Consider the following 22,774-nt stretch of genomic DNA (forward strand, 5'->3'; position numbering starts at 1 on the left):
GTGGGTAGCAGTGTCGAGACGCTGGAATTTCAGGCCGAGACCCGTCAGTTGCTCCGGTTGGTGATCCACTCGATCTATTCGAACAAGGACATCTTCCTGCGCGAGCTGATCTCGAACGCCTCCGACGCCCTGGACAAGCTGAGGCTGGAGTCGCTGACCGACGCGGACCTCGGAGCCGATACCTCCGACCCGCACATCGCGCTGGAGGTCGATCAGGACGCCCGCACGCTGACGGTCCGCGACAACGGCATCGGCATGAGCCGGGACGACCTCGTCGAGCTGATCGGCACCATCGCCAAGTCCGGTACGGCCGGCCTGTTGCAGAAGGTCAAGGAGGCCGAGGACGCCGCCGCGGCGCAGAACCTGATCGGCCAGTTCGGCGTCGGCTTCTACTCCGCGTTCATGGTCGCCGACAAGGTCACCCTGCACACCCGGCGGGCCGGCACCGAAGCGGGCACCCGGTGGGAGTCCGACGGCGAGGGCACCTACGAGATCCAGGCCGTCGACGGCCTGCCCGTCGGGACCTCGGTGACCCTGCACCTCAAGCCCGTCGACAGCGAGGACGGGCTGGCCGACTACCTGTCGGAGTGGAAGATCCGTCAGATCGTCAAGCAGTACTCGGACTTCATCCGCTGGCCGATCCGGATGGCGGTCGAGCGGCCCGGCGCGGGCGACGACGCCACCACGCGCGAGGTCGAGACCCTCAACTCCATGAAGGCGCTGTGGGCCCGGCCGCGCAGCGAGGTGACCGAGGCCGAGTACCACGAGTTCTACAAGCAGATCAGCCACGACTGGCTCGACCCGGCCGAGACCATCCACATGCGCGCCGAGGGCAACTTCGAGTACGAGGCGCTGCTGTTCATCCCCTCGCAGGCGCCGTTCGACCTGTTCTCCCGCGAGACCAAGCGCGGTGTGCAGCTGTACGTGAAGCGCGTGTTCATCATGGACGACTGCGAAGCGCTGATGCCGAACTACCTGCGCTTCGTCAAGGGTGTGGTGGACGCCCACGACCTCTCCCTGAACATCTCCCGCGAGATCCTCCAGCACGACCGGCAGATCCGCAGCGTGCGCCGGCGCCTGGTCAAGAAGGTCCTCGGCGCGCTCAAGAGCGTGCAGACCAACGACGCCGAGCGCTACGCGAAGCTGTGGGGCCAGTTCGGGCGGGTGCTGAAGGAGGGGCTGCTGGAGGACACCGACAACACCGAGGCGCTGCTGGAGCTGGTGTCGGCGCACTCCACGCACGACAAGGAGAAGACCACCACCCTGCGCGAGTACGTCGGGCGCATGCGGGAGGGTCAGGACGCGATCTACTACCTGACCGGTGAGACCCGCGCCATGGTGGAGAACTCCCCGCACATGGAGGCCTTCGCGGCCAAGGGGTACGAGGTCCTGATCCTCACCGATCCGGTCGACGAGGTCTGGGCCGACCAGGTCCCCGCCTTCGACGGCCACCGGCTGCAGTCCATCGCCAAGGGTCAGGTCGACCTCGGCGGAGAGGACGGGAAGGACGGGGACGAGGAGTCCGGGGCGCGGCGCGACGAGGAGTTCGCCGGGCTGCTGTCCCGGCTGACCACGGTGCTCGGCGACCAGGTGAAGGAGGTCCGGCTGTCGTCACGGCTGACGACCTCGGCCGCGTGCATCGTCGGCGACGCCCATGACATGACGCCGACGCTGGAGAAGATGTACCGGGCGATGGGGCAGGAGATGCCTCCGGTCAAGCGGATCCTGGAACTGAACCCCACGCACCCGCTGATCACCGCGCTGCGCTCCTCGCACGAGGCGAACGCCGACGATCCCGCCCTGACGGAGATCGCCGAGCTCGTGTACGGCGGCGCGCTCCTGGCCGAGGGCGGCGACCTGCCCGACCCGGCCCGGTTCACCCGGCTGCTCACCGAGCGCCTGAGCCGCGGCCTGTGACGCACGGGGGTGTGGCCCGCGGGCCGCGCCCCCGTCAAGCCCGCCACTCACCCGTTCGGGTGAGGGGCGGGCGGGCGCCGCGCCGCGAATGGCGCAGCGTGGGGCGACCGGGCGGGCCGTGGGGCGGCTGACGTGCCTACCGTCGAGGTCATACGTCGTACGTCATGTGCGTCATGCTTCGTACGCATCGGCTCGCGAGGCTCGTGGAGGTGTCATGTCCCGTCGGGGCCGCTGGCTGGCGGGCGCGTGCACGGGCATGCTCGCCCTCTCCCTGCTCTTCACGGGGAGCGTGCACGCCCCGGCACCGCACGCCCCGCCCCCGCTCCGGGGAGCCGAGGGCCGGGCCGGGTCCGGCGTCGCGGTGGGGGCCTACCTCCACTACGGCTCCCCCGGCGTCGACCTGATGGGCGAGTTCTCGCAATGGCTCGGCGGCGCGGACCTGCGCGCCGGGCACACGTACCTGCCCGGCGACACCTGGGCGAACATCGAAGGGGCGCCCGACTCCCTGCGCAGCTGGGCGCGGTGGCGCAAGGCGAGGGCGGACCGGCTGTTCGTCCTGAACGTGCCCATGCTCCAGGGCAACGAGGCCGCGGTCCCCGACCGCCGGGTCGCCGAGCTGCTGCGCGCCGGCGCGCGCGGCGCGAACGACCAGCACTTCAAGCGGCTGGCGAAGCGGCTGGTGTCCCTCGGGGTGCCGGACACGGTGATCGTGCTGGGCTGGGAGATGAACGGCTTCAACTACACCCACCGCTGCCGGCCGGCCCCCGAGCAGTGGAAGAAGTACTGGCGGCACATCGTGGCGTCCATGCGGTCGGTGCGGGGGCAGCGGTTCCGCTTCGACTTCGCCCCCAACCGGGGCGGTGACGCGATCGCCTGGACCAGGTGCTACCCCGGTGACGACGTGGTGGACATCATCGGGATGGACAGCTACGACCAGCCGCCCGGCACCACCTTCGACGAGATGGTCACCCAGCCCTACGGGCTCCAGCACCAGGTGAACTTCGCCAGGGCGCACAAGAAGCGGATCTCGTACCCGGAGTGGGGCCTGTTCCGCAACGGCGACAACGCGGAGTACGTGCGGAACATGCTGGACTGGTTCGACCGGCAGCGGCCGCTCTACCACAGCATCACCGACTACTGCCCGCACGGCGTATGGCAGTGCCAGGAGAACCCGGACTCGGCCGAGGTGTTCCGGGAGTACCTGTCACCCCGACACGACCGCACGGCCGAGCAGCCGCAGTGGCCGTGGGCGGGGCAGTTCTAGAGGGCGTACAGCCGAACGCCCACTCGATTCCGAGCGCGGCGGCGCCGTGTGGCACGATCTGCGGATGATCTCCAGCTCGCACATACCGGCAGTCGTCGAGGCGGGTCGCATGGCCCGGATGGAGCAGCCGGTGTTCGGGCTGCCGGGTGGGATGGAGGTGCGGCCCTGGCGGCTTTCGGATGCCGGGGTGCTGGTGGCCGCCGGGCGGGATCCCGGGATCCGGCACTGGAACCGGCTGCTGGTGGACACGCCCGGGGAAGCGGCCCGGAGGATCGAGCGGATGCGGGAGCGCTGGGAGGCCGAGCTCAGCGCGATGTGGGCCATCGCCCGGCCGGGCGGTGAGGCGGTGGGGCTCATCGGGTGGGGGGACATCGACCTCGCCGGGGGCAGCGCGGAGATCGTCTACTGGATCCTGCCCGCCGCGCGCGGGGGCGGTGTGGTGGTCGAGGCCACGAAGCGGCTCAGCGCGTGGGCCCTGGACGATCTCGGCCTGCACCGGCTGCGGCTGTGCCACTCGGTGGCCAATCCGGCCTCCTGCCGGGTGGCGGAGAAGGCCGGTTTCACCTTCGAAGGCACCCAGCGCGGTGCGCTGCTGCACGCGGACGGCTGGCACGACGAGCACCTGCACGCCCTCGTCCAGGGCGACCTCTGACCCGTCCTCATCACCGGGACGCGCCTCAGCGGTGACCCAGCACGTTCACGACGCGGCCTCCCGGGTCCCGGACGAAGAAGCGGCGCACCCCCCACTCCTCGTCCCGCAGGGGGTGCACGATCTCGGCCCCGCTCTTCATCACCTCCGCGTAGACGGCGTCCACGTCGTCCACTTCGACGCTCAGGTCGGGGATGACGGGCGCGGTCGCGTCGGCCGTCATGAAACTGATCTGCGCCGTGGGGCTGGACGCAGAGGCCAGCGTCATGATCCAGCCGTGGTTCATGACCTCCTCCAGCCCCAGCAGGCCGTAGAAGTCCCGGTCCTCCTCCATGGTCTGCGAGTGGATGTTCGGCACGATCCGGCGAACGGTCATCGTCAGCTCCTCGTGACAGGTGCGGCTGGACGTCTCGTCCGCCGATCGTCGCACGGACCGCAGGTGACCGAGGGTCAGTCCTCGGCGCTCCAGGCGGAGGTCAGGCCGTCCAGCCAGGCGGGCGGGAGTTCCGCGGCGTCCCATTCCTGGCGCAGTTCCCTGGGCGCCGCGGCGAGCCGTTCCAGTACGGCGATGCTGGTGGCGGAGTGGAGGAGCGAGTAGCGGCCGTGCACGGCGATGGCGCTGCCCGGCCCGAACCGCGCGAACATCTTCTCCAGCCGGTCCCGGTGGGTCGCGGTGAACCGGGCCAGCCGCCCGGCGTAGCCGGCCCGCTGCCGGAGGGTCATCGTGCCGAGGACGGCCGCGAGCACCTCCTCGGTCACCTCCGGATCCAGTTCCGAGACCGCGGCGAACGACAGGTACAGGGGACCGAGCGCCACCCGCGTCTGCTCGACCTCCACCCGCCCCGCGTGCGGGCGCTCCCCCGCCGGGCCCCGCTGTCCCTCCGGGCCCACGACCAGGAGCAGGGTCCGCTCGGCGACGGCGCCGAGTTCCTCCAGGACGTTCCCGGCGCCGTCGAGCCAGCCCGCTTCGTACTCCTCGCCCTTGTCCCCCGGCGCCGTGCGGCCCGCGCCGCCCAGCTCCTCGTGTGCGAGGGCCAGCGCGCCCGCCTCCACGAGGCCGATCAGTTCCCGTGCGTCACCGGAAGGGACCCCCGCCCGCGCGAGGAGCTGCAACAGCGTCGCCCTCGCGTTGTCGAGACTGGCCTCGTCCGGCCACTGGCGTCCCTCGTCGGCCGTGCTCATCGGTCCTCCTCGTCCCTCGGGTGCCGCGGTGCGTCCGGCGGGACCGGCACCTTCCGCGGTCCGACGCCCGACAGCCGTCACGCTATCCTCCCCCACCAGCCACGGGGCCGGGACGACGAGTGAACACCTGGCGCCGTCAGGCCGCGAGGGCGGCCGGCGGGGCGGTTACCGGAGCCAGGGCTTCCAGACGTTTTCGTTGCGCTCCACCCACTTCTTCGCCGCCTGCTCGGGGGAGAGTTTCTCCTCGGCGATCATCAGGGAGACCTCGTTCTGCTGGGCCTTGGTCCAGTGGAACTTCTTCAGGAAGGCGGCCGCCTTGCCGCCCGACTCCGCGAAGCGGGTGTTGAGGTACTTCCGCAGCGGCGTGTGCGGGTAGGCGCAGGCCACCTTCTGCGGATCGTCCGCGCACCCCTCGGTGTACTCGGGGAGCTTCACCTCGGTCATCGGGACGCGTTCGAAGAGCCACTGCGGCTCGTACCAGTACGTCAGGAAGGGCTTGTGCTCCTTGGCGAACTGCTTGATCTGGGTGATCTGGGCGGCCTCGGAGCCGGCGAAGACCACCTCGTAGTCCAGGCCCAGGTTCTTGACGAGCGCCTTGTCGTTCGTGACGTAGGACGGGGAGCCGTCCATCAGCTGGCCCTTGCCGCGGCTCTCGGGGGTGCGCAGCTGGTCGGCGTACTTGCCGAGGTTCTTCCAGTCGGTGACGTCGGGGTGGGCCTCGGCGAAGTAGGTGGGGACGAACCAGCCGATGTGGCCCGTCACTCCGAGGTCTCCGCCGGGGGTGATGGTCTTCTTTCCCTCGATGTACCGCTTCTCCTGCTCGGGGTGGCCCCAGTCCTCCAGGATCGCGTCCACGCGGCCCTGGCTGAGGGCGTCCCAGGCGGGGACCTCGTCGACCTGGACGGTGTCCACGCGGTAGCCCAGCTCGTGTTCCAGGAGGTAGGAGGCGACGGCGGTGTTCGCCTGGGCGCCGACCCACGACTGGACGGAGAGGGTGACGGTCTTCGCCCCCCGCGCGGCCGCGTACGGGGAGGCCTGGCGGGTCATGTCGGCGGCGCCGCAGCCGGTGAGGACGGCCAGTCCGGTCGCCGCGGCGACCACGGCCAGGGCTCGCCGGGGTGTGGTGCGCGGCATGTCAGGCCTCCTTCGTGGGCTGGGTGACGCGGTCGAGGAGCAGGCCGAGGCAGACGATCGCGGCGCCGGCCACCAGGCCGGTGGCCAGGTCGCCCTGGGCGAGGCCGAGGACGACGTCGTAGCCGAGCGCGCCGCCGCCGACCAGGCCGCCGATGATGACGACGGCCAGTACGAGGACCACGGCCTGGTTGACGGCCAGCAGCAGCGCGGGCCGGGCCAGCGGCAGCTGGACCTGGCGCAGCAGCTGCGAGCGGGTCGCGCCGAGCGAACGGGCGGACTCGACGACGGTGGGGTCGACCTCGCGCAGGCCCTGGACGGTGATCCGGACGACGGCCGGCAGCGCGTACACGACGGCGGCCGCGGCGGCGGGCGCGCGGCCGACGCCGAACAGCGCGACCACGGGGATGAGGTAGACGAACTGCGGCAGGGTCTGGCACACGTCGAGGACGGGCCGCAGCAGCCGTTCGGCGCGGGCGCTGCGGGCGGCTCCGATGGCGATGGCGAAGCCGAGGACGAGGGTGACCGCGACGGCGGCCAGCACCTGGGAGAGCGTGTCCAGGGAGGCTTCCCACACGCCGAGCACGCCGACGGCGGCGAGCGCGAGGACGGCGGTCGTCGCGGTGCGCCAGGTACCCGCGAGGAGGGCGAGGGCGCAGGCCACGAGCAGGAGCAGCCACCAGGGCGCGGCCTGGAGCCCGCTGCGTAGCGGGTCGAGGATCCAGCCGGTGAAGCGGGCGGCCCAGTCGGCGGTGCCGCCGACGACGGGGACGCCGGAGTAGAGGTGGTCGGTCATCCAGGCGACGGCCGAGTTGACCGGGCCGGCCAGGGAGACGGTCCAGGACTCGGGCCACAGGGTGCTGCCGGCGATGCGGCCGGCGACGGCGGCGGCCACGGCCGCGAGGACGGTGAGCAGGCGGCCGTACCAGCCGGAGAACACCCGGCGCAGCAGGTGCTGCCGCTCGGCGGGAACGGGGGCGGCGCCGATGCGGCGGCCCGCGGCGTCGGCGGTGCGGTCCAGGACGACGGCGAGCAGCACGATCGGGATGCCGGCGGCCAGGGCGGCGCCCACGTCGACGGAGGCGAGGGCCTGATAGACGCGGTCGCCGAGGCCGCCCGCGCCGATCACGGAGGCGATGACGGCCATGGACAGGCCGGTCATGATGGCCTGGTTGACGCCGAGCAGGAGCTGTCGGCGGGCGAGCGGGAGGCGTGCGGTCAGCAGCCGCTGGCGGCCGGTGGCGCCGAGGGAGGCCGCGGCCTCCATGACCCCGGCGTCGGCCTCGCGCAGGCCGAGCGCGGTGAGGCGGGCCATGGGCGGGGCCGCGTAGATGACGGTGGCGAGGACGGCGGCGGGCACGCCGATGCCGAAGACCAGCACCATCGGCAGCAGGTACGCGAAGGCGGGGAGGATCTGCATGGTGTCGAGCACGGGGCGCAGTACGCGGTCGGCGCGCGGGGAGAGCCCGGCGGCGAGTCCGAGCAGGACCCCGAGGACGACGGAGGCGGCGACGGCGACGGCCATCAGCGCGAGGGTCTGCATGGTCGGCACCCACATGCCGAGCAGTCCGCAGGCGGCGAAGGCGGCGGCGCAGGTCAGCGCGAGGCGGATGCCGGCGAGGCGCCAGGCGACCAGGGCGGCCAGGGCGGTGACCCCGGTCCAGCCGGCGGCGAGCAGCAGCACGTAGACGGCGCGGACCGAGACCACGACGGCGTTGCTGACGTGGCCGAAGAAGTAGAGGAACAGCGGGTGGCTGTCGCGGTGGTCGATGATCCAGTCGCCGGCGCGGCCGAGCGGGCCGGACAGGTCGACGGCCAGGGCCGCGGGCCAGCTGCCGGCGCCCGGGAAGGCCACGGCGAGCGGGATCAGCAGGGCGGCGGCGACGCCCAGCGGCAGGAGCAGCCCGCGGTGGCGCAGGGCCAGGCCGGGCAGGGCTCTGCGGGGCCGGTCCTGGGGCGCGGGACGGGGGGCGCGCGCCCCGGCGGGCCGTCCGGAGGACTGCGGGGCGTCCGCGGCGGCGGCGCGGGCGCCGGTGGGCGGGCGGGTGTCGGGCGATACGTGGGTCGGGGTCGCGGTCACGCGCACCACCTCCGGGCGTCGGGGACGGGGGCCGGGGTACGGGAGGGGCGCGTCACGCCGCCACCCCCCGTCCGGTGGCGGCCGGGAGTCCGGCCACGACGGCGAGCAGCCCGGCGTCGTCGACGACGCCGAGGCAGCGGCCGCCGTCGACCACGCGGGCCGGGCCGCCGGTGCGGGCGACGGCCTCGATGGCCTCGACGACGGTGGTGGCGGGGTTCAGCGCGGGCCCTTGTTCGGCCTCGGCGGAGGTGGCGGGCCGCATCGCGGTGCGGACGGTGAGGACCTGTTCGCGCGGGACGTCGCGGACGAAGTCGCGTACGTAGTCGTCGGCGGGCGAGCCGACGATCTCCTCGGGCGTGCCGAGCTGCACGATGCGGCCGTCGCGCATCAGGGCGATCCGGTCGCCCAGGCGCAGGGCCTCGGAGAGGTCGTGGGTGATGAAGACCATGGTGCGGCCCTCGTTGTGGTGGAGCCGGGCGACCTCTTCCTGCATCTCGCGGCGGATGAGGGGGTCGAGGGCGCTGAACGGCTCGTCGAACAGCAGGACTTCGGGGTCGGCGGCGAGGGCGCGGGCCAGGCCGACGCGCTGCTGCTGGCCGCCGGAGAGCTGGCCGGGGCGGCGTTCCTCCAGGCCTTCGAGGCCGACCTTCGCGACGAGTTCGGCGGCCTTGTCCCGGCGCTCGCCGCGGCCGACGCCCTGGATCTCCAGCCCGTACGCCACGTTGTCGAGGACGGTGCGGTGCGGGAGCAGGCCGAAGTGCTGGAAGACCATGGCGGCGCGGTGGCGGCGCAGGGAGCGCAGCCGGGAGGCGTCCATGGCGAGGACGTCCTCGCCGTCGATGGCCAGGCTGCCGGCGGTGGGCTCGATGAGCCGTGTGAGGCAGCGGACGAGGGTGGACTTGCCGGAGCCGGACAGGCCCATGACGACGAAGACCTCGCCCTTGCGGACGTCGAAGGTGACGTCGCGGACGGCGGCGGTGCAGCCGGTGCGCTCGCGCAGTTCGGCGGCGGACAGGCCGGCCGTGGCGGCCTCGCCGGGGACCTTGGCGGCGGCCTTATCGGGGCCGAACACCTTCCAGAGGCCGTCCACGGCGAAGACGGGCGCCTCGCTCGAAGCGGCGGGGGCGGTGGGGGCGGTGACAGTGGTGGTGTTCATCGGGTACCGCCTTCCCGGGTCAGCAGTTCGGCCGCCTTCTCGCCCACCATGAGCACTCCGATCATCGGGTTGACCGCGGGCATCGTCGGGAAGACGGAGGCGTCCGCGATGCGGATGCCGTCGAGTCCGCGGATCTTCAGGTCCGGGCCGACCACGGCCCCGGGGTCGTCGGCGGCGCCCATCCGGCAGGTGCCGGCCGGGTGGTAGACGGTGTGCGCGACGGAGCGGGCGTACGCGCTCAGTTCCTCGTCGCCGGTGATCTCCGGGCCGGGGCACACCTCGCGCTTGAGCCAGCCGGCCAGCGGCTGCGTCGCGGCGATCTCGCGGGCGATCCTGATGCCGTCGACCAGGGTGCGGCCGTCGTAGTCGTCCTCGTCGGTGAAGTAGCGGAAGTCCAGGGCCGGCTTGACCTCCGGGTCCGCGCTGGTCAGGTAGAGGCGGCCGCGGCTGCGGGGCTTGGGGATGTTCGGGGTCATCGACACGCCGTGCGCGGGGCGTTCGTAGCCGATGCGCTCGGGGTTGTCGGTGAAGGGGACCTGGTAGAAGTGGAACATCAGGTCGGGCCCCGGGGATTCGGGGTCGCGCCGCACGAACAGGCCCGCGTCGCTGTCCATCGCGGAGTTCTCCGGCAGCGGACCGTCGGTCTCCCAGACGATCACCGATTCGGGGTGGTCGAGCAGGTTCTCGCCGACTCCGGGCAGGTCGTGCACCGCGGGGATGCCGAGGGCTTCGAGGTCGCCCTGCGGGCCGATGCCGGAGTGCAGCAGCAGCCGGGGGGTGTCGACGGCGCCGGCGCACACCAGTACCTCGCGGCGGGCGGTGATCAGGGACTCCGTACCGTCCTTGGCGCGTACGCGGACGCCGCGCGCCCGGGTGCCGTCGAGTTCGAGGCGGTGGGCCCAGGTCTCCAGGAGGAGGTGGAGGTTGGCGCGCTCGTCCATGACGGGGTGGAGGTAGGCGACCGAGGCGGAGGAGCGCTTGTTGTCCTCGGGGTGGTAGGCGAGGTCGAAGAAGCCGGCGCCCTCGTGGAAGGGCTTGCGGTTGAACCCCTCGACGAGCGGCACGCCGAGGGCGCTCTGCGCGGAGTCGACGAAGTCGCGCGCGATGGCGTTGCGGTCCTTCTCGTCGACCGGGACGATGTGGTTGAGGAGCTTGTCGAAGTACGGGTCCATGGCGGCCGCGTGCCAGCCCTCGGCCCCCGCCCGTTCCCACTCGTCCCAGTCGGAGGGGAGCGGTTTGAAGGCGATGAGGGTGTTGTGCGAGGAGCAGCCGCCGAGGACGCGGGCGCGGCTGTGGCGGATGTGCGAGTTGCCGCGCGGCTGCTCGGTGGTGGGGTAGTCGTAGTCGAGTTCGCCGCCGAGCAGGCCCATCCAGCGGCGCAGGGTGAGCACGTCGGGGCGGTCGACGTCGCTGGGGCCGCCCTCGATGACGGCGACGGTGACGTCGGGGTCCTCGGTCAGGCGGGAGGCGATCACGGAGCCGGCGGTGCCGCCACCGACGACGACGTAGTCGTACGCGTACTCGGCGGGCGTGGGGCTGGGGGTGGTCATCTGGCTCTGCTCCTCCTTCAGCCCGCGAACCAGCGCACCGGGCGCGGGGCGAGGTTCTGGTACACGTGCTTGGTCTCGCGGTACTCGGCCAGGCCCGCGGGGCCCAGTTCGCGCCCGGTGCCGGACTTGCCGAAGCCGCCCCACTCGGCCTGGGGGAGGTACGGGTGGAAGTCGTTGATCCAGACGGTGCCGTGGCGCAGCCGGCCGGCCACGCGGCGGCCGCGGCCCGGGTCGGAGGTCCACACGGCCCCGGCGAGGCCGTACTCGGTGTCGTTGGCGAGCGCCACGGCCTCGGCCTCCGTACGGAAGGTCTCGACGGTCAGGACCGGCCCGAAGACCTCCTCGCGGACGACGCGCATCCCCCGGTGGCAGCCGTCCAGCACGGTCGGCCGGTAGAAGTAGCCGGGGCCTTCGGGCCGCGTGCCGCCGGAGCGCAGGACGGCTCCTTCGGCGAGGGCGGAGGCCACGTACTCCTCGGTGCGTTCGCGCTGGGCGGCGGAGACGAGCGGGCCGCATTCGACGTCCGGGTCGGTGCCGCGGCCGAGACGGATCCGGTCGGCGCGGCGGGCGAGTTCGGCGACGAAGCGCTCGGCGACGCTCTCCTCGACGATGAGCCGGGAGCCGGCGGAGCAGACCTGGCCGCTGTGCATGAAGGCGGCGTTGAGGGCCTGGTCTACGGCGGTGTCGAAACCCTCGTCGGTGGCGCAGGCGTCGGCGAAGACGACGTTGGGGTTCTTCCCGCCGAGTTCGAGGGCGACCTTCTTGACGGAGTCGGCGGCGGCGCGCATCACCTTCGTACCGCTGGTGAGGCCGCCGGTGAAGGAGACGAGGTCGACGTCGGGGTGGGCGGAGAGGCGCGCGCCGACGGGGTCGCCCGGTCCGGTGACCAGGTTCGCGACGCCGGCGGGCAGTCCGGCGTCCACGAGCAGGCCGATGAGGGCCACCGTGGACAGCGGGGTGATCTCGCTGGGCTTGAGCACGAAGGTGTTGCCCGCGGCGAGGGCGGGGGCGATCTTCCAGGACGCCTGGAGGAGGGGGTAGTTCCACGGGGTGATCAGGGCGCAGACCCCGAGGGGTTCGTGGACGACGACGCTGTGCACGTCGGGGGTGCCGGCGTCGACCACGCGGCCCGCGGCCTCACCGGCGACGAGGTCGGCGAAGTAGCGGAAGGCGTCGGCGACGCAGTCCACGTCCACCCGGCCCTCTTCGAGGGTCTTGCCCGCGTCGCGGCTCTCCAGCAGCCCGAGGCGTTCGCGGTCGCGCTGGAGCAGGTCGGCGGTGCGGCGCAGCAGCGCGGCCCGCTCCCGGACGGGGGTCTGGGGCCATTCCCCGCCGTCGAAGGCGGCGCGGGCGGCGCTGACGGCGGCGTCGGTGTCCGCGGTGCCGCCCTCGGCGACGACGGCGAGGACCGTGGCATCCGCCGGGTCGAGCACCTCTCGGGTGGCTCCTGAGAGCGCGGAACGCCAGGTCCCGGCGATGTGGATGGTGGTCTGCTCGGACACGACGCGCTGTACCTCCGGTTCCGGCACCGCGGCGGTCCCGCGGTGGTGGTGCTCGGGCGCACGTGCCCGATCCACTGGAACCCATGTCCCATCCGTCACGGGAAGTGACGGGTGTCACTCCGCGTGGCCTGAAGGAAAGAAGGTACATATCCGGACATACGGTCCGGCGCTGCCGGCACTTGTCACACGGGTTGCGGCGTGAAGTGGAACATCTCGTCCACCCCGGGCCGGACGACGCCGTAGCTGCTCTCCGGCACCGCGTTCCACGCGCCGGGCAGGTCGCCGAGGGGCTCGGAGACGATGAGGCGGGTCTCCTCCGAGATGTCCCGCAGGAACGCGACGTCGGGGTGGAGCCGGCGCAGCGCGTCCACCCGGCTGCTGTAGAACAGCGACCGGGAGGCATGGCCGCTGGAGTAGCGGAAGGCCCACAGGTTCACGCCGTCGGTGATGGCGAGCGTCATCTGGAGCGGGAACTCCACACCGTGCTCGTGCCCGATCCGTTCCACGGTGCCCGCCATCCTGGCCACGGCGGTCGGCGCGTCCTCTTCGAGGCCGTAGGTGAGGGCGAGGTAGAACATCACCTCGGAGTCCGTCGTCCCGCCGATCTCGGAGAACAGCGCGGGGTCGACGAGGAGACAGAGGTCCCGTCGCATGAGGTGGAACCCGTCGATGGCGCCGTTGTGCATGAACATCCAGCGTCCGTGGCGGAAGGGATGGCAGTTCGACTGCTGCACCGACGTCCCCGTCGACGCGCGGATGTGGGCGAAGAACAGCGGGGAACTGACGTGGTCGGCCATCTCCCGCAGGTTGCGGTTGTTCCAGGCGGGGCCGACGTCCCGCAGGAGCGCCGGGGTCGCGTTGCCCTCCGTGTACCAGCCGATGCCGAAGCCGTCGCCGTTCGTCGTCTCCACACCCATCTTGGAGTGGAGGCTCTGGTCGATCAGCGAATGGGCGGGTTTGTACAGGATGGTGTCGAGCAACATGGACGTCCCCGAGTAGGCGAGCCATCGACACATGGGCACTCCCGGTGTTCGCCGGTATTCCACGGCGTTTCCCCGCGTTTTCCGTCCCTTCATTCTCGCGGCCTCCGGAGGCGACCGCCACGCGGACGGCGGGGCGGCGTCGCGGCCCCGGACGCGGCGATCCTCTACAGTCCCCCTCACCGTCGTCACCGTCCACATACCGGGTGGACGCGCGGGCTCACCTCAGGGACGGACGCATTGAGCACCATCGGCATCGGACAGGCGGCGGTCCTCGGCGTCGTCGAAGGGGTCACCGAGTTCCTGCCGGTCTCCTCCACCGGCCACCTGAAGATCACCGAGGGGCTGATGGGCATCCCGGTGGACGACAAGGCGGTGGTCGGCTTCACGGCGGTCATCCAGGTCGGCGCCATCGCCGCGGTGCTGGTCTATTTCTCGAAGGACATCGTGCGGATCGTTCGGGCGTGGGGGCGCGGCCTGGCCGACCGCGAGGAGCGCTACCACCACGACTACAAGTTCGCCTGGTGGGTCGTCTACGCCACCGTCCCCATCGTCGTCGTGGGGCTGGCCGCCAAACCGCTCATCCAGGGCCCGCTGGCTTCCCTGTGGGTGGTGGCCGGCTCCCTCATCGCCGGCAGCGCCCTCATGTGGGCGGCCGACCGCAGGGGCCGCCACAAGCGCGGCGAGGACGACACCGGCCTCAAGGACGCCATGCTGGTGGGCTGTTCACAGATCCTGGCCCTGCTCTTCCCCGGCTTCTCCCGGTCCGGCGCCACCATCTCGACCGGTCTGCTCCTCGACCTCGAACGCGTCGCCGCCACCCGGCTCTCCTTCTTCCTGGGCATCCCCGCCCTCACCGGCGCCGGCCTGTACGAACTGCGGGACGCGGTCGGCGCCGGAGTGGACGCCCTGCCGCTGGCCGTCGGCACGCTGGTGTCCTTCGCCGTCGCCTACGCCTCGATCGCCTGGCTCCTCAAGTTCGTCGCCAAGCACTCCTTCAACGCCTTCGTCGCCTACCGGATCGCCGTCGGGGTCCTGCTCTTCGGTCTGCTCGGGAGCGGAGTCCTCGGCGCGTGACCCGCTCCCGGGCCAGGCGCCTGGCCGGGTGGGCGGCCCTGACCGCGGCGGCCCTCTTCACCCTGCTGGCGCTGTGGGTCGTACGGGATCCCGCCCGCCTGCCGCCCGCCGACGCGCAGCTGCACCGCTGGGCCGTGGCACACCGTCCCGGCGCGGCCCGCGCGGCGGCCCGTGCCCTGACGGCCACCGGGTCCGGCTTCGTCCCGTACGCCCTCGTCGTGCTGGCGGGGCTGTACGCGGGGCGCACGGCCCGGCGGCGTGCCTGGACGGCCGCGGCCCTGCTGCTGTGCCTCGGCGCGGGTCAGGCCCTGCGGTACGCGACCATGACGCTCATCGCCCGTCCGCGTCCCCCGATCGAGGACTGGGTCACGTACGCCTCGGGCTGGTCCTTCCCCTCCGGCCACACCACCACCGCCGCGATGACCGCCGGGCTCGTGGTCGCGGCGCTGTCCCTGCGCGGCTCCCCGGTCCCGCGGACGGCCTGCGTGCTGCTCGGGCTGTGGGCCGCCGCCGTCGGCCTCACCCGCGTCTTCCTGGGCATGCACTGGTTCACCGACGTGCTCGGGGGCTGGCTCTTCGCCACCGCCTGGCTCAGCCTCCTGGCCTTCGCCTACCTGGGGCGCACGCCCGGCCGGTCGGGGGCCATCGGCTGAGTGCGCCCTTGACTGCCCGGCCGAGCGGCTACGATCCCCGCAGACAGTGAGTGTCACGACCCCTCCGCGGCGATGTGGGCCCCGCCCCGCCGCGATCACCGACGGGACCGTACCGATGCCCCTCCCCCAGCTCGCCGCGGCGCCCGCGGCGCACCTGGCCGTGAACCTGCTCGACGCGCAGTCGCTGCTCGCGGCGTTCGGAACGATCGGCGTCGCGGTCGTCCTGTTCGCCGAGACCGGGCTGCTCATCGGGTTCTTCCTGCCCGGCGACTCGCTGCTGTTCACCGCCGGACTGCTGTGCGCCGGGTCCGCCTCCTCCCCCGGGCGCCTGTCGCTGCCCTGGGTCCTCGTCGCCTCCGCCGCCGGCGCCCTGGCCGGGGCACAGACCGGCTATCTGCTGGGCCGCAAGGCGGGGCCCGCGTTCCTCACCCGGACGAAGTCCCGCAAGATCGGCGAGGGCGCGGCGCGGGCGGCCGAGATCCTCCAGCGCTACGGCTACGCGAAGGCCATCGTCCTGGCCCGCTTCCTGCCCATCGTGCGGACCGTGCTCAATCCGCTCGCGGGGGTGCTGAACGTACCGGCCCGTACGTTCGCCCTCTGGCAGGTCCTTGGCGGCCTGCTGTGGACCGTCGGGCTGGTCCTGGCCGGCTACGCGCTGGGCGCCTCCGTGCCCAATGTCGACCGGTACCTGCTGCCGATCATCGCCGGCGTCGTCGCCGTGTCCCTCATCCCGGTCGGGGTGGAACTGCTGCGCTCCCGCCGGGCAGGCCGCGCCGGACGTGCCGACGGGAGCGCCTGAGCCGGCGATGTGCCGGAGCCTCAGCCGGTGCCCTCGTACGCGGTGACCTTCTGGGAGACGGCCTCCCGGAGCGGCCGCATACGCTCCACGAGCTGCTGGAAGTCGCCGGTCCGGCCGTCGGACCACTGGCCAAGGGCGACCGTCATGACGCGGCCGTAGCCTTCGAAGCCCTGCACCAGCCCGCTGTCCGCGGGCAGGACCGGCAGGCCGGATCCGGGAGGCGGGCCCTGTACGGCGACCTGGTAGTCGTCGTAGGTCCGCCCCTGTAGGTTCGCGCCGCCGGTGTCATTCGGGACCGCGGTGACCTGCTGTTTGTGCGGCTGTCTCACCAGGTGTCCGGCGGTTTCTGTCTCAGTTCGGTGGCACTTCTTCACACGGCTTCGCCCTGCTGGGCTTCGTCGGGCGGCCAGGTCTGGTCGAACCAGGCGAGGAAGTCTGTCACGGTTCCGATGCGGGCGATCCTCTCGTGGATGGCGCGCTGGTCGTGGCCCGGGAGGAAGTCGCCTCGGCCGATGGGTTGGCCGCATCCGCAGTTGCATTCTCGGTTGCCCAGGGGCGAGTCGAAGTAGGTGATGGGGTTCTGCTGGGCGCCGTTCGGGGCCGGCTTGCCGACGTAGCGGTCGTGGACGGGGTCCCCGGGGCTGAGGATGCGGCCTTCGAAGGCCCGCCGCCCACCAGGGACATCGACAATCCGCTCGATCTCCATGGCCTGGCGGATGATCCCGCCTCCGTTGACGACCGCGAACCGCTCGCGCTCGACCCGCGATCCAGGCATGACCCAGACTCCGCGGGCGACATCGTGGAGTTGCTGGTCGGACAGTCCCTCGCTCCAGCCGATCTGCGAGCGCTGGAGGGGGTCGCTGTTCGGATCAACGTTCTTCTTCTTGCCGAGAGTGATCTGAATCATCGCCAGCTCCTTTGGGGGCCGCCTCAGCGGTCGACGGCTACATACCTGCTCAGGGTAGACTATGAGTCCCCGTTATAACGAGGTCTCATCCCATCAGCGAGATGCGGGACGGGGACCGTCAGGTGGGAGACGGCGGGTCCAGGCGGTAGCCGTGGCCGCGGAGCGTGGTGATCTGGGGCAGCCTGACGGGGTGCATTGCCGCGGCTTCGGCCGCGTGGAGGCGGCGGCGGAGGGAGGCCATGGTGACGTCGAGGGTCTTGGTCGGGCCGAACCAGTTCTCGTCCCACACCCGCGCCATCAGGGTCTCGCGGGAAACGGCGCTCCCCTGGTGGAGGGCGAGTTCGGCGAGGAGCTCGAACTCCTTGGCCCGCAGGGGCACGTCTTCACCGGCGACCAGCGCGCGCCGGGCCGCTGTGTCGACGGTGAGATCGCCCAGCTGGGTGGGCTCGGCGTCCTGCTGCGTGTCGGACGGGGGTCTGCGGCGCAGGTGGGCGCGGAGACGGGCGAGGAGGACGGTCATGCTGAAGGGCTTGACGAGGTAGTCGTCGGCGCCCGCGTCCAGTCCGGCGATCACGTCGATCTCGTCGGTGCGGGCGGTGAGGATGACGATCAGGAGGTCCGGGAGGTCCTGGCGCAGGCTGCGGGCGAGTTCGATCCCGTCGAGGTCGGGCAGGCCCAGGTCCAGGAGGACGAAGTCGGGCGCGTTGTCGTGTGCGGCCGTCAGGCCGGCGGAGCCGGTGCGGCACCAGGTGGTGGTGTAGCCGTTGCCGCGCAGTCCGCGTTCCAGGTGGCGGCCGATGGTCTCGTCGTCCTCGATGACCAGGGCGGTGGGCGGGTGCCCTGCGGTGCTGGTGCTCATGGGCTGAGGGTATGGCTGGTCACGGCTCGCGCAGTTCCTCTACAGCGGGGCGGCGCGAACCGCGGGCGCCGTGCAGGGCGGCTGCGGTGAGGGCGGCGAGCGTGGCGAGGAGGGTCAGGCCCAGGTATGGCCAGGGGAGGGACAGGGCGGACGGCGGCGGGTCGAAGACGCCGGTGAGGACCTTGACCAGCATCTGGGCCTGGACCCAGCCGATGAGGGCGCCGCCGGCCAGGCCCCCGAGCGCGACGGTGGCCGTCTCGGCGAGGACCATGCCCCGCAGCTGTTGCCGGGTGGCGCCGAGGACGGTGGCCACCGCGAAAGTGCGGCGGCGTTCGGTCAGGCCCAGGGCGAGTACCGCTCCTCCGGCGCCCGCGGCCAGCGTCACGGCGAAGCCGAGTTCGATCCGGGTCAGTCCGGCGAGGTCCACGGAGGTGAGGCTGGAGCCGACGCCGGCGCGGGTCTGGGTGAGGTCGGTGACCGTTGCCGTGGTGCCGAGCCGCTCGCGGAGCCGGGCGGCGACGGCCTGCTGGTGCGTGCCGCCGGTGTCGACGAGGAACGCGCCGACAGCGTCGCTTCCGCTCTGGGCGGCGACGTACGCGGCGTTGGCGACGAAGAAGCTGTCCTTGGGCGCGGTCGGGAACTCCTTGACGACGCCCGCGTAGTGGAACTCCACGGTGCGCAGCTGCTTGGTCCGCTGGTCCTGAAGGCGCAGGTTGAGCCGGTCCCCCGGGGTGAGCTGGAAGTCCTTCACCGTCTCCTCGCTGACGAGCACGGAGTCGGGGCGGGCCGCGAGCTTGGCGAGCAGGGTGCGGGCGCTGCCGCCCGCGAAGTAGGCGTCCTGAAGAGCGGTGGCGGAGGTGATGGTGGCGGGGTTGACGCCGTAAAGGTCCTGGAGGTCGGATCCGACGTAGGCGAAGCGGTGCTGCAGCGGCTCCACGTGGCGGACGCCGGGAACGGCTGCCAGGGCACGCCCGGCGCCGGGGCCGGTCATGGAACCGGGCGGCAGGGTGACGGTGACGTCGGCGCCGTTGGTGAGCTGGGCGTCCACCTCCGCTTGGTGGCGGTAGGTGCTGTTGAAGGCCGCGGTAGAGAGCGCGAACGACACGGCGAGGGCGAGCAGGACCACGGAACGCGCCAGGACTCGGCGCTGCCGGGTCATCGAGGAGGCCGTCGCGGCGGCGAGCGTGCCGGTCAGCGGTCTCACCAGGATCGTGAGAGGGCGCGAGCCGTGGGCGAACGCGTAGGTCGTCAGCCTCCACAGGAGCAGGGCCGATCCCAGCCAGAGCAGAGCGGGGCCGAGGAAGGCCCAGTAGGAAACCGAGATGCTCGCCACCCCTTCAGGGGCGAGCACCAGGGCGTACTGGTTGCCTGCGGCTGCCCGGAAGACGAGGAACGAGACCGTGAGCAGGATGAAGTCGACTCCGGTGCGTTGCCACAGCGGGGCACCCGTCGACGGGGCGGTGCGGCGCGCGGCGGTGACGGTGGTGGTGCGCTGGTCGCGTACGGCGGGCAGCAGGACGGACACGGCTGCGACGGCTGCGCCGAGGGCGAGGGCGATGAGGGACCAGCGCAGTGGGACGAGGCCCCCGGCGCCGAACGAGGCCGGGCCGAACGCGATCCGGCCGGCAAGGGCGGCGACGGCGATGCCGAGCAGGCCGCCGCCCAGGGCGATGGCGCCCGCCTCGACCGCGGCGAGCGCGGTGATCCGGCGCCGGCCGAGGCCGCGGGTGCGCAGCAGGCCCTGTTCCCGTCGGCGGCGGTCCGCGCCGGTGCTGACCAGGGCGGAGGTGAGCAGGGCCGCGAGGACCACGCCGGGGGCTCCGAGGAAGAGGAAGAGGAGCTGGGCATATAGGGCGTCCTGGCGGGCGGCGTCCAGGGCGGCGCCGAGGTTGTCACCGATCTGGACGGCGCCGGTGAGGCGCGCTTCGAGGTGACGTGCGGCGCCGGTGACGGCGGTGAACGCGGCGGCCGGGTTGGCGGGGAGGCGTGCGTCGCGGCTGACGTGCACCTGGGTGGTGACGGCGGCGGGGTCCACGGCTTTGGTGTGCGCGGTGAGGGAGTCGAAGAGTGAGGTGGGCAGGAGCATCACGTTGTCGGGCGGGGCAGCCGGTTGCGAGGAGGTCGGGGCTCCGACCTTCTGGAACAGGGAGTCGGCCTGGGGCAGGTCGACGACCCCGGCGACCTTGACCCGGGCGTCGGCCTGGCCGGACAGGGAGATCGTGACGGTGTCACCGGGCGCTGCATGCAGGTTCGCGGCGGTCTGCTGGGCGAGGAGGACCCCGTCCCGGGCGCCGGTGAGCGGCCGTATCTCGCCGGGGAAGGCGGCGCGGTAGCCATCGGGGATGCCGAGGAGGATGGCGTCGCCGGTGGTCTGGACGGAGCCTGCGGCCGTGGTCTGGAAGCCGGTGCTGTGGGCGTAGGTAACGGGCAGCGCGGTACGGATGCCCGGGGTCTGGTGCAGCGTGTCGAGTACGGCGGCGGGCTGCGTTGGGGGCTGGAGCTGTACCTGCCAGTCGACGGCGACGGAGCGGGCGGCCCGGGTGGTCATCGTCGCGCGGGACGCGGTCAGGAACGTGCCGAGCGCGGCGATGAGTGCGACGGCCAGGGCAAGGGTGAGTGCGGCGGTGAGCATTCTGCCGCCGCGGTGCCGCAGCAGACCGGCCAGCCAGGTGGTGATCACGGTGTGCCTCCGCTGGCGGTGATGGTCATGCGTCCGTCGCTCTCCGCTCCGCCGGGCTGGGCGGGCCCGCCGACGGGGGTGTGCCGGGGCGCCGAGTGTGCGGGCCCGGTCTCGAAGACCGTGTCACCGAGGGCATCGGCGATGCGCCCGACGATGGTCCGGTCGCTGCGGCCCGCCGGTTCGTCGTCCAAGGCAACGTGGGGCCGCGCACTGAGGACCACGGCGGCGAGGACGAGGAAGACAACGGCCAGGGCGAGGCGGCCCCGGCCGTGCCGGAACAGGTCTGCCGACAGGTGGGTGTTCACGGTGCACCCACGTCCGGACCGAGGAGGAGCCGACCGTCGCGCATGGTCCACCGGGTCCGGAGGCGTTCTGCGACGGCCGGGTCGTGGGTGGCCACCACCAGAGCGGCCCCGATCTCGTCGACTGCCGCCAGCAGGACGTCCACGATGCGTCGGCCGGTGGCGCGGTCGAGGCGGCCGGTCGGTTCGTCGGCGAGGACGAGCCGCGGCCGGGCGGCCAGGACCCGGGCGACCGCCACGCGCTGTGCCTGCCCTCCCGATATGTCGTCGGGCAGCTTCGCCGCGAGATCGACGATGCCGACGCGATCCAGGGCAGCCAGTGCACGAGCGTGGGCGCCCTCCGCGCTTTCACCGGCCAATACCAGGGGCAGGCCGGTGTTCTCGGCGATGTCCAGGGTCGGGATGAGGCTGGAGCTTTGGAAAACGACCCCGATGCCCTTGGCCCTGGCTCTGGTCAGCGCCCCGGCCCCCCGGTCTGCCGCATCCGCGGCGTTCGCGCACCAGGACCACACCACCTCGCCACTGGTGGGCTGCTCCAGTCCGGCCATCAGATGGAGCAGCGTGGACTTGCCCGAGCCCGAGGGCCCCATGAGGGCGATCCGGTCCTGGGGATGCACCTGGCAGTCCGTGCCGTGCACGGCGACCACGGCGCCGGGCCCGCTCCCGTAGGTCCGTCCGGCGTCCCGGCAGCTGACGAGCGCAGGGCCGGTCCCGGTCATGGCCCGATCCTGCCGTCGCGCAAGGTCAGGACCCGGTCGGCGCCACGTACGGCGGCGGTGCTGTGGGTGACGAGCAGCACGCCGCGGCGGCCGTCACGGCCGCGGGCGCGCAGCAGGTCCAGGACGCGCTGTTCGGTACTGCCGTCGAGCTCTCCGGTCGGTTCGTCGGCCAATAGGATGTCTGGGTCGTTGGCCAGGGCGACCGCCAGGCCCGCCCTGGCCAGTTCTCCTCCGGCCAGTTCGCGGGGCAGGGAGCGGGCCCGGCCGAGCAGCCCCACCTGGTCCAAGAGGACTTCGACCGATGGGCCGCCGCCGCTGCGGTGGCCGGCGGCCGTGCGGGCGAGGCGGATGTTGTGGCCCACGTCGAGGTGGGCGATCAGGTTCTCCGTCTGGAGCAGGATTCCGATCCTGCGAGCCCGCACGCCGGCCCGCTCCGCCTCCGGCCGGTGGCTGATCCGCTCTCCCGCGACCCGCACGACTCCGCCCTCGGGCTCGTCCAGACCCGCGAGGCAGGCCAGCAGCGTGGACTTCCCCGACCCGGAGGGCCCTACGACGGCCACCAGCTCTCCCCGGGCGACAGTCACGCAGACCCCGCGCAGGGCGAGGGTCTCCTCCTCCCCCGCGCGGTAGAACCGGTACAGCTCTCGCGCCTCGAGGGCTGGCGGGGCGCTCCCGCTCGGGGTGTCCATCACTGCCACCGCAGCGAGTCGGTGACCGTACGCCACGGGTCGACGTTGTCGGCCTTGACGGGGCCCGACAAGGTGAGCACGACATCGCGGCCGTTGTGGTGGAACACGTACCGCTCGAATGCGTCGCGGAGGGTCTTGCCCGTCACCGGGTCCGGGGCCGAGGTGCCCTGGTAGGTGTACAGGACGGCCTTGCCTGCCTTGCGCGTCACCTCGGAGGCCTTCCCGGGCGAGAACCCGTGGACCGCCTTGGCCAGCGCCGGAACGTCACGCGCGGTGACCGAGGCGGTCGTGGGGGTGGTCGCGGCGGGGTGCTCGGAGACGACGATCCGGTTCAGCTTGTCGGTGAAAGCGGTGACCGGGCCCGTGGAGGTGCGCGCCCAGCCTTCGGGCACGCTGACCGTGAATCCGCCTGCGGCCGGCTTGTACTCCACGTACGCCTGGTTGTCGGGGATGTCCCCGGGCGGATTGGACTCGGCCGGGGCAGGGGGCGGCTTCGGTTCGGCGGCCGCCGAGGAGCCCGAGGTACCGCACCCGGTGAGGGCGCCGACGGCGAGTACGACAACTGAGGCGGAAGCAGCGGATGCGCGGCGTACGTTCATGACGCCCTCCGAGCGGTGGATGGATTTTCCACGCTAGGCAGTGCCGCGTAAAGGGCCGGGGCGGCGAAGGTGAGATGAG

At 72.4% G+C, this 22,774-nt stretch carries 22 protein-coding genes; 6 read left to right on the forward strand and 16 right to left on the reverse strand.

Annotated elements, in window-relative coordinates; translation table 11 throughout:
- From htpG to ACZ6ZT_RS32920, 3 genes are all read left to right on the forward strand, one after another.
- Positions 1-1,917: a molecular chaperone HtpG gene (gene htpG, locus ACZ6ZT_RS32910; RefSeq protein WP_469723971.1), complete on the forward strand. Its 1,917-nt coding sequence runs from the start codon at positions 1-3 to the stop codon at positions 1,915-1,917.
- A gap of 214 nt (positions 1,918-2,131) precedes the next feature.
- Positions 2,132-3,181: a glycoside hydrolase family 26 protein gene (locus tag ACZ6ZT_RS32915; RefSeq protein ID WP_469723972.1), complete on the forward strand. Its 1,050-nt coding sequence runs from the start codon at positions 2,132-2,134 to the stop codon at positions 3,179-3,181.
- Positions 3,182-3,245: 64 nt separating this feature from the next.
- Positions 3,246-3,833: a GNAT family N-acetyltransferase gene (locus ACZ6ZT_RS32920; RefSeq protein WP_469723973.1), complete on the forward strand. Its 588-nt coding sequence runs from the start codon at positions 3,246-3,248 to the stop codon at positions 3,831-3,833.
- A 25-nt stretch (positions 3,834-3,858) separates the two neighbouring features.
- On the opposite strand, the gene ACZ6ZT_RS32925 is transcribed toward ACZ6ZT_RS32920, so the two are convergent.
- The 8 genes from ACZ6ZT_RS32925 to ACZ6ZT_RS32960 all read right to left on the reverse strand — a co-directional run bounded on the left by ACZ6ZT_RS32925 (position 3,859) and on the right by ACZ6ZT_RS32960 (position 13,447).
- The gene (locus ACZ6ZT_RS32925) at positions 3,859-4,206 is read right to left on the reverse strand and encodes a VOC family protein (RefSeq protein ID WP_469723974.1); all 348 of its coding nucleotides are present in this window, start codon (positions 4,204-4,206) and stop codon (positions 3,859-3,861) included.
- A gap of 74 nt (positions 4,207-4,280) precedes the next feature.
- Complete coding sequence (locus tag ACZ6ZT_RS32930) at positions 4,281-5,012, reverse strand: hypothetical protein (RefSeq protein ID WP_469723976.1); 732 nt, start codon at positions 5,010-5,012, stop codon at positions 4,281-4,283.
- Between the two features lie 165 nt (positions 5,013-5,177).
- Positions 5,178-6,146 (reverse strand): ABC transporter substrate-binding protein, encoded by a 969-nt coding sequence (locus ACZ6ZT_RS32935; protein WP_469723977.1) that lies wholly within the window; start codon positions 6,144-6,146, stop codon positions 5,178-5,180.
- 1 nt (position 6,147) lies between these two features.
- Entirely contained in the window at positions 6,148-8,076 is a 1,929-nt protein-coding gene (locus ACZ6ZT_RS32940) for an ABC transporter permease subunit (RefSeq protein WP_469724001.1), read from the reverse strand.
- Between the two features lie 199 nt (positions 8,077-8,275).
- Positions 8,276-9,379 carry a quaternary amine ABC transporter ATP-binding protein gene (locus ACZ6ZT_RS32945; protein WP_469723979.1) on the reverse strand — a complete coding sequence of 368 codons (1,104 nt, stop codon included), beginning with the start codon at positions 9,377-9,379 and terminating at the stop codon, positions 8,276-8,278.
- Positions 9,376-10,929: a GMC family oxidoreductase gene (locus tag ACZ6ZT_RS32950; RefSeq protein WP_469723981.1), complete on the reverse strand. Its 1,554-nt coding sequence runs from the start codon at positions 10,927-10,929 to the stop codon at positions 9,376-9,378. Before ACZ6ZT_RS32950 ends, ACZ6ZT_RS32945 begins: the two co-directional genes overlap by 4 nt.
- Before the next feature lie 17 nt (positions 10,930-10,946).
- On the reverse strand, positions 10,947-12,431 hold the full coding sequence (locus ACZ6ZT_RS32955) for an aldehyde dehydrogenase family protein (protein WP_469723983.1): 1,485 nt from the start codon (positions 12,429-12,431) through the stop codon (positions 10,947-10,949).
- A gap of 182 nt (positions 12,432-12,613) precedes the next feature.
- Positions 12,614-13,447 carry a class II glutamine amidotransferase gene (locus ACZ6ZT_RS32960; protein ID WP_469723984.1) on the reverse strand — a complete coding sequence of 278 codons (834 nt, stop codon included), beginning with the start codon at positions 13,445-13,447 and terminating at the stop codon, positions 12,614-12,616.
- Between the two features lie 204 nt (positions 13,448-13,651).
- On the opposite strand from ACZ6ZT_RS32960, the gene ACZ6ZT_RS32965 reads away from it, so the two are divergent.
- From ACZ6ZT_RS32965 to ACZ6ZT_RS32975, 3 genes are all read left to right on the forward strand, one after another.
- Positions 13,652-14,488: an undecaprenyl-diphosphate phosphatase gene (locus ACZ6ZT_RS32965; RefSeq protein WP_469723985.1), complete on the forward strand. Its 837-nt coding sequence runs from the start codon at positions 13,652-13,654 to the stop codon at positions 14,486-14,488.
- Positions 14,485-15,141, forward strand: a complete 657-nt coding sequence (locus ACZ6ZT_RS32970; protein ID WP_469723986.1) for a phosphatase PAP2 family protein — start codon at positions 14,485-14,487, stop codon at positions 15,139-15,141. Before ACZ6ZT_RS32965 ends, ACZ6ZT_RS32970 begins: the two co-directional genes overlap by 4 nt.
- Positions 15,142-15,256: 115 nt before the next feature.
- Entirely contained in the window at positions 15,257-15,940 is a 684-nt protein-coding gene (locus ACZ6ZT_RS32975) for a DedA family protein (RefSeq protein ID WP_469723988.1), read from the forward strand.
- Between the two features lie 20 nt (positions 15,941-15,960).
- Here the strand turns inward: ACZ6ZT_RS32975 and ACZ6ZT_RS32980 are convergent, their stop codons facing one another.
- The 8 genes from ACZ6ZT_RS32980 to ACZ6ZT_RS33015 all read right to left on the reverse strand — a co-directional run bounded on the left by ACZ6ZT_RS32980 (position 15,961) and on the right by ACZ6ZT_RS33015 (position 22,695).
- Positions 15,961-16,269, reverse strand: a complete 309-nt coding sequence (locus ACZ6ZT_RS32980) for a hypothetical protein (RefSeq protein ID WP_469723990.1) — start codon at positions 16,267-16,269, stop codon at positions 15,961-15,963.
- 41 nt (positions 16,270-16,310) lie between these two features.
- Positions 16,311-16,847: a hypothetical protein gene (locus tag ACZ6ZT_RS32985; protein WP_469723991.1), complete on the reverse strand. Its 537-nt coding sequence runs from the start codon at positions 16,845-16,847 to the stop codon at positions 16,311-16,313.
- Between the two features lie 118 nt (positions 16,848-16,965).
- Positions 16,966-17,706: a response regulator transcription factor gene (locus ACZ6ZT_RS32990; protein ID WP_469723992.1), complete on the reverse strand. Its 741-nt coding sequence runs from the start codon at positions 17,704-17,706 to the stop codon at positions 16,966-16,968.
- 19 nt (positions 17,707-17,725) lie between these two features.
- On the reverse strand, positions 17,726-20,386 hold the full coding sequence (locus tag ACZ6ZT_RS32995) for an FtsX-like permease family protein (RefSeq protein WP_469723993.1): 2,661 nt from the start codon (positions 20,384-20,386) through the stop codon (positions 17,726-17,728).
- On the reverse strand, positions 20,383-20,691 hold the full coding sequence (locus ACZ6ZT_RS33000) for a hypothetical protein (RefSeq protein WP_469723994.1): 309 nt from the start codon (positions 20,689-20,691) through the stop codon (positions 20,383-20,385). The genes ACZ6ZT_RS32995 and ACZ6ZT_RS33000 overlap by 4 nt, the downstream gene beginning before the upstream one ends.
- Entirely contained in the window at positions 20,688-21,407 is a 720-nt protein-coding gene (locus tag ACZ6ZT_RS33005) for an ABC transporter ATP-binding protein (protein ID WP_469723995.1), read from the reverse strand. The genes ACZ6ZT_RS33000 and ACZ6ZT_RS33005 overlap by 4 nt, the downstream gene beginning before the upstream one ends.
- Complete coding sequence (locus ACZ6ZT_RS33010; RefSeq protein WP_469723996.1) at positions 21,404-22,096, reverse strand: ABC transporter ATP-binding protein; 693 nt, start codon at positions 22,094-22,096, stop codon at positions 21,404-21,406. Before ACZ6ZT_RS33010 ends, ACZ6ZT_RS33005 begins: the two co-directional genes overlap by 4 nt.
- Positions 22,096-22,695, reverse strand: a complete 600-nt coding sequence (locus tag ACZ6ZT_RS33015; protein WP_469723997.1) for a hypothetical protein — start codon at positions 22,693-22,695, stop codon at positions 22,096-22,098. Before ACZ6ZT_RS33015 ends, ACZ6ZT_RS33010 begins: the two co-directional genes overlap by 1 nt.
- Positions 22,696-22,774 lie beyond the last annotated feature (79 nt).

The organism is Streptomyces sp. NPDC102258 (assembly GCF_055584685.1).

Coding starts and splice junctions, on each gene's coding strand:
- ACZ6ZT_RS32915 (WP_469723972.1), top strand. CDS start 2,132: ATGTCCCGTCGGGGCCGCTGGCTGGCGGGCGCGTGCACGGGCATGCTC.
- ACZ6ZT_RS32920 (WP_469723973.1), top strand. CDS start 3,246: ATGATCTCCAGCTCGCACATACCGGCAGTCGTCGAGGCGGGTCGCATG.
- ACZ6ZT_RS32925 (WP_469723974.1), bottom strand. CDS start 4,206: ATGACCGTTCGCCGGATCGTGCCGAACATCCACTCGCAGACCATGGAG.
- ACZ6ZT_RS32930 (WP_469723976.1), bottom strand. CDS start 5,012: ATGAGCACGGCCGACGAGGGACGCCAGTGGCCGGACGAGGCCAGTCTC.
- ACZ6ZT_RS32935 (WP_469723977.1), bottom strand. CDS start 6,146: ATGCCGCGCACCACACCCCGGCGAGCCCTGGCCGTGGTCGCCGCGGCG.
- ACZ6ZT_RS32945 (WP_469723979.1), bottom strand. CDS start 9,379: ATGAACACCACCACTGTCACCGCCCCCACCGCCCCCGCCGCTTCGAGC.
- ACZ6ZT_RS32950 (WP_469723981.1), bottom strand. CDS start 10,929: ATGACCACCCCCAGCCCCACGCCCGCCGAGTACGCGTACGACTACGTC.
- ACZ6ZT_RS32960 (WP_469723984.1), bottom strand. CDS start 13,447: ATGTGTCGATGGCTCGCCTACTCGGGGACGTCCATGTTGCTCGACACC.
- ACZ6ZT_RS32975 (WP_469723988.1), top strand. CDS start 15,257: ATGCCCCTCCCCCAGCTCGCCGCGGCGCCCGCGGCGCACCTGGCCGTG.
- ACZ6ZT_RS32985 (WP_469723991.1), bottom strand. CDS start 16,847: ATGATTCAGATCACTCTCGGCAAGAAGAAGAACGTTGATCCGAACAGC.
- ACZ6ZT_RS32990 (WP_469723992.1), bottom strand. CDS start 17,706: ATGAGCACCAGCACCGCAGGGCACCCGCCCACCGCCCTGGTCATCGAG.
- ACZ6ZT_RS33005 (WP_469723995.1), bottom strand. CDS start 21,407: ATGACCGGGACCGGCCCTGCGCTCGTCAGCTGCCGGGACGCCGGACGG.
- ACZ6ZT_RS33010 (WP_469723996.1), bottom strand. CDS start 22,096: ATGGACACCCCGAGCGGGAGCGCCCCGCCAGCCCTCGAGGCGCGAGAG.
- ACZ6ZT_RS33015 (WP_469723997.1), bottom strand. CDS start 22,695: ATGAACGTACGCCGCGCATCCGCTGCTTCCGCCTCAGTTGTCGTACTC.